Origin of the sequence: Psychromonas arctica DSM 14288 (assembly GCF_000482725.1) — a bacterium.
Classification (GTDB): domain Bacteria; phylum Pseudomonadota; class Gammaproteobacteria; order Enterobacterales; family Psychromonadaceae; genus Psychromonas; species Psychromonas arctica.
The window spans coordinates 1-16,604 of the sequence record NZ_KI519483.1 but is presented as its reverse complement, the minus strand read 5'-3'; the positions used below and the strand labels follow the sequence as shown (position 1 = coordinate 16,604).

Annotated in this window: 14 protein-coding genes and 3 tRNA genes; 2 read left to right on the top strand and 15 right to left on the bottom strand. The window is 33.7% G+C overall.

The window, feature by feature from the left end; all coding sequences use genetic code 11:
* Window positions 1–320, top strand: a 320-nt coding sequence (locus tag H592_RS0118450; RefSeq protein WP_156916157.1) for an ISAs1 family transposase, incomplete at its 5' end; no start/stop codon positions are given.
* Here H592_RS0118450 and H592_RS22795 read toward each other — a convergent pair.
* From H592_RS22795 to H592_RS23425, 9 genes are all read right to left on the bottom strand, one after another.
* Window positions 315–1,382 carry an HNH endonuclease signature motif containing protein gene (locus H592_RS22795; protein ID WP_051369263.1) on the bottom strand — a complete coding sequence of 356 codons (1,068 nt, stop codon included), beginning with the start codon at window positions 1,380–1,382 and terminating at the stop codon, window positions 315–317. The genes H592_RS0118450 and H592_RS22795 overlap by 6 nt on opposite strands.
* Window positions 1,383–2,102 carry an OmpA family protein gene (locus tag H592_RS0118440; RefSeq protein ID WP_028870074.1) on the bottom strand — a complete coding sequence of 240 codons (720 nt, stop codon included), beginning with the start codon at window positions 2,100–2,102 and terminating at the stop codon, window positions 1,383–1,385. It abuts the gene before it with no gap.
* A gap of 3 nt (window positions 2,103–2,105) precedes the next feature.
* Window positions 2,106–3,908, bottom strand: a complete 1,803-nt coding sequence (locus H592_RS0118435) for a MotA/TolQ/ExbB proton channel family protein (RefSeq protein ID WP_028870073.1) — start codon at window positions 3,906–3,908, stop codon at window positions 2,106–2,108.
* Between the two features lie 696 nt (window positions 3,909–4,604).
* Window positions 4,605–4,681: transfer RNA gene (locus tag H592_RS0118430), tRNA-Pro, on the bottom strand.
* A 62-nt stretch (window positions 4,682–4,743) separates the two neighbouring features.
* A tRNA-Leu gene (locus H592_RS0118425) sits at window positions 4,744–4,828 on the bottom strand.
* Between the two features lie 37 nt (window positions 4,829–4,865).
* A tRNA-His gene (locus H592_RS0118420) sits at window positions 4,866–4,941 on the bottom strand.
* A gap of 517 nt (window positions 4,942–5,458) precedes the next feature.
* Complete coding sequence (locus H592_RS22790; RefSeq protein WP_037072184.1) at window positions 5,459–6,676, bottom strand: type II toxin-antitoxin system HipA family toxin; 1,218 nt, start codon at window positions 6,674–6,676, stop codon at window positions 5,459–5,461.
* Window positions 6,669–6,917 carry a helix-turn-helix transcriptional regulator gene (locus tag H592_RS0118410; RefSeq protein ID WP_028870072.1) on the bottom strand — a complete coding sequence of 83 codons (249 nt, stop codon included), beginning with the start codon at window positions 6,915–6,917 and terminating at the stop codon, window positions 6,669–6,671. The genes H592_RS22790 and H592_RS0118410 overlap by 8 nt, the downstream gene beginning before the upstream one ends.
* A 699-nt stretch (window positions 6,918–7,616) precedes the next feature.
* The gene (locus tag H592_RS23425; RefSeq protein ID WP_051369261.1) at window positions 7,617–8,093 is read right to left on the bottom strand and encodes an META domain-containing protein; all 477 of its coding nucleotides are present in this window, start codon (window positions 8,091–8,093) and stop codon (window positions 7,617–7,619) included.
* A gap of 686 nt (window positions 8,094–8,779) precedes the next feature.
* Between H592_RS23425 and gdhA the strand changes: the two genes are divergently transcribed.
* A complete protein-coding gene (gene gdhA, locus H592_RS0118395; RefSeq protein WP_028870071.1) occupies window positions 8,780–10,117 on the top strand; it encodes an NADP-specific glutamate dehydrogenase in 1,338 nt (445 codons plus the stop codon).
* Window positions 10,118–10,405: 288 nt separating this feature from the next.
* On the opposite strand, the gene H592_RS0118390 is transcribed toward gdhA, so the two are convergent.
* The 6 genes from H592_RS0118390 to H592_RS24295 form a co-directional block, all read right to left on the bottom strand.
* Entirely contained in the window at window positions 10,406–11,335 is a 930-nt protein-coding gene (locus H592_RS0118390) for a DMT family transporter (protein WP_028870070.1), read from the bottom strand.
* A 218-nt stretch (window positions 11,336–11,553) separates the two neighbouring features.
* The gene (locus tag H592_RS22780; protein WP_037072181.1) at window positions 11,554–13,014 is read right to left on the bottom strand and encodes a hypothetical protein; all 1,461 of its coding nucleotides are present in this window, start codon (window positions 13,012–13,014) and stop codon (window positions 11,554–11,556) included.
* A 301-nt stretch (window positions 13,015–13,315) separates the two neighbouring features.
* Window positions 13,316–14,107: an aspartate dehydrogenase domain-containing protein gene (locus tag H592_RS0118380; protein ID WP_028870069.1), complete on the bottom strand. Its 792-nt coding sequence runs from the start codon at window positions 14,105–14,107 to the stop codon at window positions 13,316–13,318.
* Window positions 14,108–14,227: 120 nt separating this feature from the next.
* A complete protein-coding gene (locus H592_RS0118375) occupies window positions 14,228–15,103 on the bottom strand; it encodes a DMT family transporter (protein ID WP_028870068.1) in 876 nt (291 codons plus the stop codon).
* 245 nt (window positions 15,104–15,348) lie between these two features.
* On the bottom strand, window positions 15,349–15,762 hold the full coding sequence (gene rnk, locus H592_RS0118370; RefSeq protein WP_028870067.1) for a nucleoside diphosphate kinase regulator: 414 nt from the start codon (window positions 15,760–15,762) through the stop codon (window positions 15,349–15,351).
* Between the two features lie 646 nt (window positions 15,763–16,408).
* Window positions 16,409–16,604: hypothetical protein (locus H592_RS24295; protein WP_028870066.1), on the bottom strand; the 196-nt coding region annotated here is incomplete at its 5' end.

Sequence of the window (16,604 nt, the reverse complement as noted above, 5' to 3'; positions counted from 1 at the left end):
AAGGTAAGACAACAGAAGCTTCTGCTCGATTCTATATTAGCTCCGCGGATTTAAGTGTTAATGAATTTGCTAATGCGGCTCGAGAACACTGGGCTATCGAAGTTAAACTGCATTGGAAACTCGATACCGCAATGCATGAAGATGCCAGCAGAGTTAGAAGAGAAAATTCTGCAGAAAACTATGCAACGGTGCGTCATACCGCACTTAATCTGCTAAATGAGGACAAAACATTTAAAGCAAGTATCAAGAGAAAACAAAAGAAGGCCAATCGAAATACAGATTACATCGAGCGAGTCCTTACAGGGCAAGGTGCTTCATGATTTCGCCCTGGATTCTTTATCAACTGCGACACCTACTTTTTTTATAGGCCAAGCAAGCTCAAGTTCACTGACAACTTCATGCAGTGCATTGACAATCTCTAAACCTACTTCAGGCATTGGTAATTGATAACTTTCAAGCATATCAATAACGCCAAATATACCTGGATCAGCAAGTTGATAGATATCTCTCCAATTTTCTTTTGAGTTTAACCCTTGCTCTTGCCTTAAATGGTTAATTAACTGTGTATCTTTATGAGGAACAAACATATGAGTATGCAATGGTTGCTTACGGTGACAATCCGCACAGAGAGCAGTTAGATTTAAATCTGTATTATCTGCTTTAACGCCATTTTTATGGTGTGTTTGTAATAGGCGCTTATTACTTTTTAAATCAACACCACATTGTTGACAGACATACAGATATTTCTCTTTAACCTTGTTTGAGACTTGTTGCCAATCATCGCTATAACTCTCTGTTTGATTATCTGCAATGCCAGAAGGCATAAACTTAAAGAATGAACTGTACGTATCAAAGAAATCCGTAAGATCAAAAGTTGCAACAAAACTTTGCCTTTTAGGCCCCCTCGAGATGTTTTTGAAACCTTGGTAATTAATAGCATCTAGGCAAAACTGACAAATTTGTAATTTCGTTTCACCTTCTTGCGCTTCTCTATACTCATTGGCTCCTCTAGAGATTTTAAATATACCGTCTAGTTTATTTGTGACCACATAGCGCTCTAATCTGCCTTTTTTTCTCATTTCTTCAAGTTTCGAGCAATCGGCTACATGATATCTATTTCCTGATTTGCCATTTTCAATAGCCTGCTCATACTTATTTCCGTAGTGGTGATCTTTGATATACAACAGAACTTGTCGTCCTTCATAGCTTGCAAGACCCGTTTCAAATTGAATATCTGCAAAATCAACCTCAAATCCATCACCTAATTGGATGTCGATAGGATCACGAGGAACATAATTTTGCTTAATTACAAATTCAACTCTCGATGATCCCATTTTGCTAACGGCAGCTTCTAAATTCGAAAAATCAACGTATAACTTCATTTACATTCCATCGATAATTTTTCGAATTTGAATATCTGCATTCGTAATAACACGAAATGAAACTCGGCGGGATCTTTCTTTATTTTCACTCCCATCTTTATTTAACTTTATATGTGATGAAGCTAATCCAACGGCAGAAAAACTAGATTTTATCCACTCTTTTTGTTGATCATTTAATCCTGGTAATAAATAGGAATAGGTTAATACACTGCGTGTTCTATTCTGTGATAGTTCCATATTAAGAAAGTAAGCACTTTGCTCTGATGTGTATTGAGACCATTCGGATGAGGTATGGCCTTCTATTCTTATCTCTTCAATACTATTTTTAAATTTTTCTAATATGGATAAGTAACGAGGTATAAAATCATTTAAAATACTTACAAATTCCGGTTTTAATTTACTTTTCCCGGTATCAAACAAAACATCTGGAGAATTAAATTGAAAAGATAACGTCTCTTTATCAATAGAAGCTCTCCATTGCCCAAGTTCTTTATTAAACTCGTCATTTAAGGCATCAAAAATAGCAACTTGATTTTCTTGATAAGCAACAGCCACGTCTTTTATTTTATCTTTCTCAATAGAAACGTGCCGCATAAAAGCGATGGCAATAAATAAAAATACCATCATTAAGCCAGCCATTAAATCAGATACACTCAACCAATGATCTTCTGCGATCTCTTGGGCCTTATTAACCCCAAATATAGAATCGGTTTTAGACATTTATTATGCCCTCTTCCGAACAACAGTATCCATTTGGTTAACTAATGCGGAATAATCAGAAGTAAATTTACCCGTGATCTGAGCAAGATTATTTCCCATTGCACTCATCACTCTGGTTAATTCTTGCTGCATGACTTGATCGAGTATGTCCAGTTGACCTTCAACAGCGTCCCCAGTTTTTTCGACTTGCTCTCTTAAACCTTTATCAATATTATTAAACATCTGCTGCATATGCTGACTTTGCTGTTGGTAAACACCCTCTAAGGATGACTCTAAAGATTTCTGCATTTCATCGATAGTCTCAATAACATGATCTCTCGCAGCAGTTGTTTCTGTTTTCAAAGAACTATTTGCATCAATAAGCGTTGTTCCAATTTTCTTAGAGTCTTCAACCAATCCATTAATCATATCTCGAACGGTGTTATTTAAATCTTCTACAGTTAGTTTTAAATTTTGCTGTATTTCTTCTGTTTGTTTAGAGAGTGCGACCGCCGTATTTTCTAGAGCACCATTACTTCTTGCAACCCCATCTTTAAATTGCTCTGAACCTTCTATTACTACCAGTGCTACTTGTTTTGCACTATCACTCAATTTTATACCAACCTCATTCAAACCTTCTTTGGTATTCTCTACAAATTTATCTAGAAGGCTATTAGAAGTGGATATATGGTTTTGAATATATTTATCAGATTCCGTTAGCAATGTTTTATAATGATCATTTGCTACACTAACTGACTCAGAAATTGTCATTACTGTTTCATTAATTTGCTTTCTAATCTCAGGAACTGCTTCTACAGCTTTATCTCGTATATCCTTAAACGCTTCTAAGTGTCTTTCTAACTCATCTAATTGATGTTTATTAACTATCATCACATCTTTTAAGTCATTCATTGTAGAAGGTATTACTTTTGATTCAGAACTTATTTGAGCAACTGATTTTTCTGTCTGAGTTATTGCCTCAACACCTTGTTTATACTGAGTTATCATATCTGACAACTGTTCTTTATAATTATCTTGCCATGTAACTAGAGCTTTAACTGATTCATTCAATTGTTTAAAATTTTCTCCAAACTGTTCTGTTAAATTGTTATTAAAGTCAGTAATAACTTGTTTCAATGCTTCAATAACGGTCTCAGTTGCAGACTTAGAAAGGGTGTCAGAAAAATCTTGTAGTTTTATCCAAAGCTTATCTGAGAACTCACTAAATAAAGTATGTTGATATTCTAATTTTTTATTTATTTGAATGAGGCTTTGATTGCTTTCTTGAGTAATGTTGATAGAAATCTTTTGATGGTCATTAATGTCAGATCGCATTAATTGAATTAAATTAATTAACGACTTATCTTGATCGCCACCAATTGTATTTATCAGCTTTTCAATACCATAGCCTTGTTGATTAATTGCATTTAATATATCAACGGGTGTCGCTTCTGATATTTCTCTATTTTCTTCATTTTTAAGGTTTAACAATCCTAAAGATTGAATTAATTTGAACAAAATTGAAAGTAAAATCCCAAATAGACTAGTTACAAAAGCGGTTTTTAAACCTTCTAATAAATAACTAATACTTACATCAATATTCATATGATCAAATGTCAATAAACCAATGACAATACCAGTAAATGTTCCAAATATCCCCATCGTCGTCAGTAATGATGGAGTGTAGTTAACTAAAGCAGGTAACCGATTTATTTTGGCACACACAATAGAAAACACAAAAACAGAAAATATTGAAAAACAAATAATTTCAGATACGGTTTCAGCACTTGCGCTACGTAAGGTGTTCTCTATTAAATTGGCAATCATATAAAAGGCTCAATGGTAGTTAATTTAGAAAAAAGTTATTTTATTATATTGAAAATAAACATAAAACAACAGATATCAATAAAAATTAACTATTAATAAAATTAGAGTCATGCATCAAAAATAAAACAAATAGATTTGATCACAATCGGTGCATAAATATAAAGCTGGTGAGGATAGACAATTTACAAGCACTCACCGGCAGTCGCCTTTCTTGTTTCCCCCCAAAACCGCATAGCTCTGGAGGTAAAAGCAATATGACAGAATTTTTAAAAATGTCGGTGTTCTAGAGCTGGTATACAAACCGTTGAACGAATAAATAATGATTACTTGTTTAATATAGTTTCTAAGTAATCTTTGATTTATCTCTTAGAATAGATCAAAAAATATTTTTCAAGTTACAATTACTGCAGCTCATTTTTCTATTTTAAGCCTAACATATTGTAGATGTTTAAATTATGCGCTTATTGTTTGAATCCAAGCCTAATTAATTAGCACTTAATTTTCTATAAAAAGTATTTGGGCACAGTTTGGGCACAGTTTGGGCACAGAGTTAAATTTTAGTGTTTTTTTAGTTATTCTAAGTGGGTAAAAGTAGTGTTAAAAAGAGGGAAATTTAAAGAAGGCTGGGTTGATATTATCAAATTAAAAACGAAAAAAAACCGCTTTTGCGGTTAAGCATAAGCGGTTTCTTTAATGTGGTCGGTGATAGAGGATTCGAACCTCTGACCCTCTGGTCCCAAACCAGATGCGCTACCAAGCTGCGCTAATCACCGAGAAATCTTTGTATCTTTAATCAATTCATCAACAATGTAACCAATTGATTTATAAGTTTAAATGGTGCGGAATGAGAGACTTGAACTCTCACATCTTACGATACTAGAACCTAAATCTAGCGCGTCTACCAATTCCGCCAATTCCGCAACGATTTAAACATTTTTAAACTTAAGATTTAAAAAATGGGGCGAATGACGGGGTTTGAACCCGCGACAACCGGAATCACAATCCGGGGCTCTACCAACTGAGCTACATCCGCCACTAAACTTTTTAAAAATGGTACGCCCTACAGGATTCGAACCTGTGGCCTACGGCTTAGAAGGCTTAAGACCCTACTTAACTTAAACTATTGAAAAGCATAGTTTTCCTTTTTAATCAGCATGTTAACACAATTTCGGTTCACACCAATTAAAGCCCATTTAACACTTTTTTGATGGTCACTGTAGATTTTTGGTCACGACTAAAACTGTATAAATTCTAGGTTTATTATACCGATTAAAGATATTTATTTTAAATAATAATTTTTTAACTTAGATTTTCGAGGTAAAACTGAAGAGAGTATTTTGAATTCAAACAACATAAAATTGTAACAGATTCAAATTTAATTGACCTATTATCTATCACTGTCTTTTTTGCACATAGTTATAATTTTAGCCGAATCACTATTAAATTTTATTTAATTCCCGCCTACAACCATCTATTAAATCTTGATATTTTTTACGGAATATTTTACCTAAACAGCTAACAGTATTTTTACTATCAGCTGCATAGCGCATTTATTCTGCTATTTTTTCATCAAGCAATTCAAGCATTTTCTTTGCAATATCACTAAAGCCTTGATGCTTCAAACTAAGCTCTTTAATGATGGGTAAAACATGTAATTTAGCTAGTTCAATTTCATCTATAATTTGGGTAATTTCTTTATTTGATAGTAAACAATGTTGCTTGCCGAATTTAACCAGCAGTTTCCATTTTGGCCAACGTTTGGACCCAGTTAAACTTAGAGCCATCGTATCATTTTTGATATAAGGCGTTGTGCTGACAATATCGAATACAGGTGAAAATACGACAGAAGTCTTTGGTAGTTCCCCCAGCTTGTAATCAGATAGACTTTCATAGAGAACACCATAATTTTTTAAATGCGCATCACCATTTCGTAAAATAATATTCAAAACGGTAAGTTTAAAAAAGTCATATAAAGCAATTTTACGATACTCTGGTGAAACAAACTGACTGATAGTATTCGCACAAGACTCTAAGCTTGCATCATACTTTTGTTTAGTCGAACGACCTTGTAAAACACAAAAATCTTCGAATCCTATTGGCTTGTTTTGATCGTTAATATCAAAGCGTTTAGTTATCAGTAACTGCGCATTATCACTCAAATAAAAAGGTGAAACAGTTAATCCTGCGGCTTTTGCCATGCTTAAGCAGATAAACTCATTACATGCTAATTCTGGATATTCCTCTCCCCAGCTTTTGACTATATATGAATCGATTGGATAGGTAGCTTTAGTTTCGATTTGATCATGATTAGACTGTTTAACCTCTAACAATACTTTTGGTTGTACCCCAGCAACACCAGATCGCAGAGCAAACCTTGACAATAGTTCAGAGAAAAGATCAATATCATCGCTTTTAAGAAGATGTTCTAAGCTTAAATCAAATTCACTCTCATCTACTAGCACTTGATCTTCCAGTGCATATCGTACAGAGCCAATTTGATTATTTCCTAACAACGCTAATACTGTTAAATCATTACTGCCATACTGTTTTGCGGTTGCTTTCTCAATAGCTAAACGTAACCCACCTTCTGGCATATTCATCTGAAAGAATGGATGTAATCCTTCGTATGTATAGGTTTCTAATCGTATAGGCATAGTAAGGGATAATGCATATTTTGCATTTAAGTCATACGAATAATGGTGGACCACATTGTCTTTCTGTAGCCTCCCGACTCTCTTTCCATGAGTGTAAACATCAACGTTAGCCATTATTAGTCTCTTTCAATTGGTCTAAAGTAGGTAAGCCTGAATCTGTTACCATTAATGATTTATTAAATAGATTAAGGATACGCTCTATTTTCCTTAACCCTACATCATCGTAATCTCCACGCTCAATTTTGCCAATAGTTGTCCTGTTAAGCCCTGCATAATCAGCTAATAACTGTTGGCTCCATTTTCGTTTTTTTCTTTCAGATAAAATAGTTTCAGATATTTTAAGTAATGAATTCATTTGTCACACCTATTTTTTGTTTACTATACTCACCTAAATGAAAAAATAAATCAACAATGATGACTAAAGTCACCATCACTTCAACTTTGTATTTATCTAAACCCTAAAGGATTTATTGGATAAAATTAGTTATTATTAATGCACCTGTCAGAAAGATAAAGCTGTTGGGTAAATAAGCGCTTGGATCAGCTCTGAATACAAAATCTTGAAATAATTTTTATTAGTAAGTTTCTGTTATATGTACTGATGTGTTCCACATCGAATGTAATATATTGAACGAGTATTTACCTGACTAAAATAGCAAAGCTCCCCCTCATCTAGAGTGTTATTACCAGCAATATAGTTAACGTAGTGTGATAAAGACACTAATTAGCCGTCAGTATTCAGAACAATCGCACTGCACACTATTTAATTTGGCGTTTGTACCCCACCATCATTCATAAACAGAATACTTTCATTTAAATATCGGAGATATCGAAACCAAATATTAGATTACAGTTCATATGGTTTATCGCGGCTTTAGATTAAATATAGGCGCTCACTCAGGGGGTTAATGCGACTAGTAGATATGCGAAGAAGACTATCGTGACTACTCGTTTTAATATGAAGGGCAACTAACTGACATAGTCGCCACATACTAAACACGTTCATTTCAAATGATACAGCTCAACCAAGCTCATCCTATGCTTATTCAACTAATTACTGTAAGTATACAGAGCTGAACGTCGCAAGTTCTACACGATCATGATCGAGTAAAGTGAGTGTTTCACCCACTATTTTATAATGAGCAGTATCTCCGAATACAGTTAGATAGGCCTGTTCATCGATTTCTGCATCGGGACAGGCCATTTTTGTCGCCCCCAAAGTTTTGAATTGAAGCGAATCTGAATTTTTACTTTGCGTTGTTTCAAATTGGCCAAAGAAACTGTTACAGCCAGCAACCCCCCTAACTTGCTTATTTTGCGACTCTAATACAAAGTACTGCTCTCTCTCTTGGCCAACAACCATTTGGGCTAGTACACCATTAAGCTGAACCAATTTCCAATACGTTTCCGTCAGGCTTGAGCTTGCTTGATTATTTTCACTCACATTATTGTACTGCTCTTTAGGTACACAAGCGCTTAGTAAAACGCTTAGAGCTATAAAAAAACTTGTGATAAAGGGACGATTTTTCATTCTCATTTCTCCATTGTAAATGTTCAAGTGATTAATAACGAATAACTATTTAGATGAAAACTTTCATTATATATGTGGCTGACGTTATTCTACTAACTATAAACAAACGTATGTTATTTACACCAATATCGACATTAATGCTTAACACTATCAAACATACCAACATTGAGGCTTCGATTCCGGACATTACCATTATATGAACACAAATTTCATCTTATAACGTTTATGCCATATTGATCTTGCTTGCCGTAGCAATCACCACTGAAATCTCGCTAGGTATACTCATTGAAGGTATACGCAATGGGATAAACGCGTTGTCAATAGAGGTTAAACCTTGCTACACACTTATATTCGTGGATTAATGCAGGAAACAACATTTTAAAACAAAGATAACCAATATTAATACCACCTTCAAAGCATTTATACCTAGAATTTGTTTACTCTTCAGCTTACTGATTTTTGCAACCTGAATAATATCAAGTAAATGAAAGGGCTATTAAGCTTGCCCTACACAGCCCTGCACTATTATAGTGCGTTTATTTCCCTATAGTATTTATAACAGCGCAATAAAATGATATGTTGCTCTGATAACTTCAAGTGTTATTGAACAAGTTATTTTTCTGATAAAATATACTTTTTTATTAGCTAGTTAAGTACACGCTCCTTTTAATTCAATGAGAATATAAATGTCATATACCAATGAAATATTAAAATTAGTTAAAGATAAAAATCCAGGCGAATCTGAATTTCATCAAGCTGTGGATGAAATTTTAACATCTCTAACCCCTGTTATGGAGCGTCATCCCGAATATCAAAAAGCAAAAATTTTGGAACGATTTGTTGAGCCTGAGCGTGTAATAATTTTTCGAGTTCCTTGGCTTGATGATAAAGGTATGCCACAAATAAATAGAGGATTTAGAGTTGAATTTAATAGTGCTATTGGCCCATACAAAGGCGGTTTACGTTTCCACCCTACCGTTAATTTAGGAATATTGAAATTTTTAGGTATCGAGCAAGTACTAAAAAATTCTTTAACCACGCTTGCTATGGGAGGAGGAAAAGGAGGGGCTGATTTCGATCCTAAAGGTAAATCTGATAATGAAATTATGCATTTTTGTCAATCTTTCATGACAGAACTCTATCGCCATATAGGTCCAAATACTGATATCCCAGCTGGTGACATCGGAGTAGGCTCTAAAGAAATAGGCTATTTGTTCGGTCAATATAAAAGAATTAAAAATGAATTTACAGGCATTTTAACTGGCAAAGGACTTGGCTGGGGTGGTTCGTTAATTCGTAAAGAAGCTACTGGATATGGTTCAGTATATTTTGCACAAGAGATGCTTGCAACACGAAACGAAACCTTAAAGGATAAAGTGTGTGTTGTTTCTGGCTCAGGTAATGTTGCTCAATATACAGTAGAAAAGTTAAATGAATTAGGTGCTAAAGTTGTAACATTATCTGACTCATCAGGTTTTATTTATGATGCTGATGGGATCTCTAACGAAAAACTTGCATTTATATTTGAATTAAAAAATGTACGAAAAGGACGTATCAAAGAATATGCAGATAAATTTGGTGCAGTATTTTATCCGAGCAGAAAGCCTTGGTCTATAAAATGTGATGCAGCGTTCCCAAGCGCGACACAAAATGAACTAAACGAAAATGATGCTCAATTATTACTTGATAACGGATGTTACCTTGTCTCAGAGGGGGCCAATATGCCAACAAGTAAAAAAGGAGTTGATAAGTTTCTTGATGCAAAAATACTGTTTGGTCCGGGAAAAGCTGCAAATGCTGGAGGTGTTGCTACATCGGGTTTAGAAATGGGACAAAATTCAATGCGTTTATCTTGGTCTAGTGAAGAGATTGATACTCGATTAAAGAAAATAATGAAAGATATCCATGATACGGCTTATCAAGCTTCGATTGAGTATGGTGATAAAGGAAATTACGTCTTAGGTTCAAATATTGCTGGCTTTGTTAAAGTTGCAGATGCGATGTTGGATCAAGGTTTAGTTTAAAATCAAACAATATAAAACCCATTTAGAGTTATTAATTGGGTTTTATGTTGTACTTTAATTAATCTGAAACTCCTATCTAATTCTGCTTTATAAGTCATTTTTGACTTTTACCAGTCACTTCATCACTAAGGTTAAGCTATTAAATCAGGTTTCCCTCTAAAAGTCTTAGAAGTACGCTATTAACAAGGTTAAAAAGAAAATTATTTTATTCTTAAAAAATTAGAGCCTTTTGAATGGCCCTAAGTTAGTTCGAAACTTTTTTTCAAAATACAAAAAATAATCTAATATTTAATTTTTTAAAATAATTGCCAATTTTTTTTGTATTAATTGATGATTATTTACAAGAAATATCCCAAATATAACGAGTATAGCTCCAAATATAAAACTCAATTCTAAAGGCTCATTTAATACCAAAACCCCAAGGCATATCCCAAACATTGGTGTCATAAATGTAAAAACACCCAATTCAGAAGTAGCATAGTTACGTAATAACCAAAACCATAATAACAAGCTCCCAAAAGAAACTATTACACCTTGGAAAATAAGATTACTAACAGTTGACGTCGTCAATGTAAAATGAGTTTGGTTTGTCATTATTGCGGCAATAAGGATAACTATAAAACCAATCATTAATTGGTATAATAATGTCTGTGTTGCAGGTGCATTTGATAAGTTAGAAGTTCTTACTAATACAGTTGTCACAGCCCAAGATAAGGCAGCTAAAACAGCAAGCACATCTCCCCACAACATATCATTTATCACCTTGGCATCTGCAACCTCTGACTTCCAAAGAAAAGAAAGAGCGATCCCCGAAAATGCGGACCCAATTCCAATCCATTGCAGTCTATTAAGACGCTCAGATACTATTTTAAAATGAAGTATTAAAGCAACAAATATTGGTGCACTATAAAGAAAGATAACCATATGTGATACTGTCGTATACCGTAACCCCTCTCCAACTAAAAAGAACTCTAAAGCGAATAGTAAACCTGCAACTACACCAGGCTTCCAAGTCTCTTTGCTAATTAATTTATCTTTTCTCCAAAACATGACTATTATAAGTAGCAATGCAGCAATACCAGATCTTAACGATATTTGTAATACAGGTGACATATCAGATGAAACCATTTTTAATAATACCTGTTGCACACCCCAAACAAAGCAAATTAAAGTGATTATCATAGTCGCTTTACTGTCAATTTTTTTATATGAATTCATTTTCATTAGCTACTTATTTTAAGGTTTAGTACATCATAACAACATATATTTACTTATAGAGAAAGCATAAACGACTGATAAAAAACATTTAAACTTCTAAATAAAGTATGTTGTAGTCAAGGTGGTATAAAAGATATCTGGAATGCTATTTATCAATCTGTTGTCAACTATAACTATCAAGGTACATGTAAAAAATAACGGTCAAAATTGACTTTAGTTTAGACACATCTTTTCAGTCGCAATAATGAGTGTAACCTTGATTTAAAGCCTTTATTGCTTGTGTCTTTTATTTTTACTTCACCCGCTTTAACAATTTCAACAATGCCTGAACGATTTAGAGTAATACGATAACGCTCAAAATGTTCTTTAACTCCACACTGATCAAAAGCAACAATAATATTAATCTGATAGCGTCGCTCTATAGATATTGTTTGAATTTTATCTTTATTATTCAAATTTTTAACACGCTCATACACTTTATCTATTCCTCCCTCAATAAAACGAGTTAATGGACGTAGATTAAATACGATACTCTCTTCAATCGTATCGTAACCACTTTGAAAACCTTTTTTATTTACAAAGGTTTCAATGCGGTAATGCAATATTTCAGCACTTTGTTGGTTTTGAGAACGACGCTCCGCTAATAATGCCTTACTTTTTTTCGGTAATTTCTTGATTTTAAGATAATCAAGCCATACCTTTTGTTTTGCTATTTCCTTTCTGCTAGTCGCATCATATAAAGAACGTGACCATTTAGGCTTTCCATGACTAACCCATCGCCATAAGATATTTATAAACTCTTCTTTAAATATCTCTCGCGCTCCATAAATTGCAGATAAAATAAGAATCATGAGGGAACTTAAATGGCTAAATGCCCCTTGAGTCATAAGAATTAAAACTAAAACAACACTCATTAATAAAGCAGTTGCAACACCAGAAACTATTTTTCGTGTATTGTTACCTAAAGTAATTGTTTTACTCTTAAATATAACGCCATATTCAATCAAGCGACGTAATAACCTCATCTTATTAGCAATACGGTTAGAGTCTCTAATTGTTGCTGCCAAATTATAGTTTTTTTTACTTCGATATTGGCTTTCTTTTTCGCAGATAGTTAATAAAGAAGAGCGAGTTTCAGAAAATTCACTAGTTCGTGACTGTTTAACTAGTATTCGCAAAATACTTTGCTCTGTATACCATGATAAGTAATTATCGATACTTTCATAAACAGAAAGAAGCTTTACCCCTTTAGGTTTCTGGCTGCGATGTTTTTTTAATATATCTAAACAATCTTCAGTCAATTTAACAGCCGCACTGTAAAACTCTGCTAAGTCATCATTATCATCCATTGCTAATACTTCATTTAAACCAGTATCAAGTGCGGTGATATATTGGTAGGCAAATTGGTTTAAGTTACTTTTATAGTCAGCTACAGAATCTCTCATATTATTAGAAAAGTGTTGAAGTAATAACGCTAAATGCAAACCTTTAGTATGGTATGTTCTCCGCCCGTCAATTCCTGCATTAAAATATTCAGTTTCTGATAGCGTATCTTTATTGATCCCCATTTCTTTAGGTAATGAAAAATATAAATCAACTCGCCTATTCTCTCCTTTCTTCATGTGGTGAGTTAATTGAATTGATAATTTGTCATTTTGCTTTAGGGTAAATTTAAACAATACTAACTCCTTAGTAACCCACAAGTATATGCATTACAAAATACATATAAAAAAACAAAAACATTAAACATTAAACATTAAACATAGTTAAGAATATTTTTAGCCATCGCCACATAGAGATTCGTCTTAATTATTTGATCGAGGTTTATTTATCTAAAGGACTGGATAAACTTAATTTTGGTACCATTAGTTATTAAAAATCATTCTGATGCAGATACATTAAAATGATTATTAGTTGAAACTATCTAATAGAAAATATTTCAACTAATAGGTTTCATTTAGTATTGTTAATTATATATTTCTACATAAACACAACTGGAGACACAGCATTCTTTAGGATCGAAACGACGCTCCAAGCTGCGATAGCATAATCATCAGATTTAATAGTTAAATCTAAAGCAACGTTATCCCCTTTAACTTCTATCCTATAATCATCTCCAGTAAAATTAGGTGTCGCATCAATATTAAACTTAGTTGCTTCAGGACCCGCACTAGCTAATGACGTTGCGTAAACCACATTAAAAACATAAGGAAAAATATCGATAATCTTTTTAGCGGTCCCTGTAAATACTCTTTCTGGCTCAGTTATATCCATCAAACCATCTTTGTAAAATGGAGTGCGCGCGACAAAACCAGGGGACTTTTTAGATGTGATAGTTACATCGATCGGCGTAGTACTCATTAAGGCAGCAGTTTGAAGAAGATTAAAACCTCCAGTAGCACCACCAGCTATGTATATTTTAGTATTTTTCTTCGCCGCTATTTTTATGGCTCTTTGATATAACGCAACATCTGCAAATGCAGCCGTAGACAACACAATTAAATGAGAGCCACCTTCTAAAATTATTTCACTATAATCGACAACAGAATTAGCTGATGCAGCTTCTACGACAAATTCAGGCTCTGAATCCATAAACGCTTTAATATCAGTACAAGGTTTACAGTTGAAATAATCAGCAAATTTCTTAGTTCTAAGCGAGTTTCTTCCTAACACAGCAACTAGCTCGTATTCAGGGAAATTTCCATCTTTTAGAGCCATAGCAACAGTTTGACTTAAATAGCCACAACCAATTAATGCTAATTTTTTTTTCATTTTTACTATTCCTATTTATAAGCTATTTGCGACACTAATAAGCATCCACACAAAATTAAAATTGAGGACCACATTTCAGGCTATGAAAGCTTTAATGCTTATTACTTACTGTAAAGACAATTAAACTGCACTCAATCTCAGTACAATAACTCCTAAAAATGCAGTCGTTAGCCCTAAAACCTCTTGCTTGGTAAAAGAATCTTTTAAAATAACGCGAGAATACAGCAGAATGATCAAAATATTCATTCCAGAAATAGCTGAGACTAATCCTGTATTACCCGTTGCAAAAGCCGATATGATCGCAACCATGCCAGCGACATTAGTCAAACCTATAAGCAACCCACATGAAAAAGTTCTTATACCAGACCAACTAGGACGAATATCATTTTGATGAATTAACATTTTTTTACGATTTGCTAACCAACTCATGGCAAAAAGAAAACTACCAAAACCAAACATTGACGTTAATGTCGCAAAAGTATCAGCTTCAAGTAGAGTAGATTGTTTACCTAGTAAGTCGTTAAATGAAAAGAATAATGCCGCAAGTAACCCCCACTGTGCCCCTTGCAAATTACTTATAGAAATATCATTGGAATAGCGAATAATATAAAGCCCACCAAAAATGATAAAAAAGCCAACTAACTGAAATGTTGTTAAAGTTTCTTGCCATAATAAATAAGCAAATAGCAATACAAATAAAGGCGTTAGGCCAGACAGAATGCTAATAAGAGAAGCTTTTCCAACAGAAAAGCCTTTATGCAAGAACGCATTTGCCGCAAAAGAACCAAAACCTAATGCTACCCCAACAGCAACATCGGCCCACTGATACCACTGCTGTTCTAACAATAGAACTCCGCAAATACTGATTATGAACCCAACAAAAAAGACACCGAATAACAATAAATTACGGTCAAGCCTTTTTTGTGATGTCCATTGATACAATACTCCCCGAGCACCAAAAAAAAATGTAGCGAGTAATGCATAAAATATCCACATAGCAATATATCCCTTAAAAAATTTAATAATACAAATTGTATAAATATATAGAGTGAAGCTAAATAGCCTCATAAAAAACAAACAATCTAATCTCTAGCTCAAAACATAGATAGTATTTAAATATTAACCTTCAATTAAACATATATACTCGTATGGTCCTCTTATGTTCAATAAAGTGAACGTTTCTTATAAAATATTATGAGGCTAAAAGGTCCTAAATAAAGGTACAGAGTTTAAGGGGTGTTTTACCTATGCAGCTCACCGTCTCTTTCTGGCTGATAAAGTATTTCTTGTATCGTAACTTTAATGAATCCTCCACCTGGTTTTGGCCATTCAATTTTATCCCCTATAGTCAATCCAAGAAGAGCACTTCCGACAGGAGCTAAAATTGATATTCTTTCACCTTTTGAATCTATATCTTTCGGGTATACAAGTGTTAGTGTAAATTCCTTCATTGATGATTCAACAGTAAATTTAACAGTAGAGTTCATAGTGACTAGATCTGGGTGTATTTGTTCAGGGTCAACTATATTTGCACGAGCAAGTTCTTCTTCAAGCCCACTAACTCCTGCCACACTGCTTTTAGGTAGCAAATCAATTATATTGTATAAGCGCTCTAAATCTAAAGATGAAATTGTGATTTCTGGTTTTTTATTCATTTATGTTCTCAAAAATATTGACATAATATTCGCTCTTATAGCTCAGGACCCGCAGTAATAAAATACATTACTCGATCGATGAGAAAGGTTATTTAACTTTGTTCAAGCTGGTAGAGTAGGTTTTATCTATAAATAAAAATTACTTTTGATAAAAAATCTCCAATTTACACACAATACCTATGCACTGATAGTTTTTATCGTTTGAAACCTAGTCATTTAGTTTTAGATGGGGCCATTGATGACCCCATTATTGTTTAATTTTTTCTTTTTCTAGGTTTTATAACTTTATCCGTATTAAGTTCTTTCTTCATTCTTCGCTTTTCTTTCAACGATAAAATTGGTTTTTTCATTTCATTCTTCGACATATGTCCACCTAAATAATAAATAACAGATTAATTACTTACTCTTGTAACAAACTAAAATTTACTTTGAATCAACTCACATAGCCTTCGAATCTACTAATACAAAGGTTTATTACATATGCTCAGTGCATATGAAAAAAGATAAAATAACCCCAAATATGGGTATGTTTGAATACACCGATGATTTTATTTATAAGTCAATTGAATGGTTGCCTGTAAATACAGACGGGCATAGAGATATGCCCTCTTAAGAGGGGAATTTAAGGACGAAGCTCAGGGCGAAATCATGAAGCACCTTGCCCTGTAAGGACTCGCTCGATGTAATCTGTATTTCGATTGGCCTTCTTTTGTTTTCTCTTGATACTTGCTTTAAATGTTTTGTCCGCATTTAGCAGATTAAGTGCGGTATGACGCACCGTTGCATAGTTTTCTGCAGAATTTTCTCTTCTAACTCTGCTGGCATCTTCATGCATTGCGGTA

Coding starts and splice junctions, on each gene's coding strand:
- H592_RS22795 (WP_051369263.1), bottom strand. CDS start 1,382: ATGAAGTTATACGTTGATTTTTCGAATTTAGAAGCTGCCGTTAGCAAA.
- H592_RS0118440 (WP_028870074.1), bottom strand. CDS start 2,102: ATGTCTAAAACCGATTCTATATTTGGGGTTAATAAGGCCCAAGAGATC.
- H592_RS0118435 (WP_028870073.1), bottom strand. CDS start 3,908: ATGATTGCCAATTTAATAGAGAACACCTTACGTAGCGCAAGTGCTGAA.
- H592_RS22790 (WP_037072184.1), bottom strand. CDS start 6,676: ATGGCTAACGTTGATGTTTACACTCATGGAAAGAGAGTCGGGAGGCTA.
- H592_RS0118410 (WP_028870072.1), bottom strand. CDS start 6,917: ATGAATTCATTACTTAAAATATCTGAAACTATTTTATCTGAAAGAAAA.
- H592_RS23425 (WP_051369261.1), bottom strand. CDS start 8,093: ATGAAAAATCGTCCCTTTATCACAAGTTTTTTTATAGCTCTAAGCGTT.
- gdhA (WP_028870071.1), top strand. CDS start 8,780: ATGTCATATACCAATGAAATATTAAAATTAGTTAAAGATAAAAATCCA.
- H592_RS0118390 (WP_028870070.1), bottom strand. CDS start 11,335: ATGAATTCATATAAAAAAATTGACAGTAAAGCGACTATGATAATCACT.
- H592_RS0118380 (WP_028870069.1), bottom strand. CDS start 14,107: ATGAAAAAAAAATTAGCATTAATTGGTTGTGGCTATTTAAGTCAAACT.
- H592_RS0118375 (WP_028870068.1), bottom strand. CDS start 15,103: ATGTGGATATTTTATGCATTACTCGCTACATTTTTTTTTGGTGCTCGG.
- rnk (WP_028870067.1), bottom strand. CDS start 15,762: ATGAATAAAAAACCAGAAATCACAATTTCATCTTTAGATTTAGAGCGC.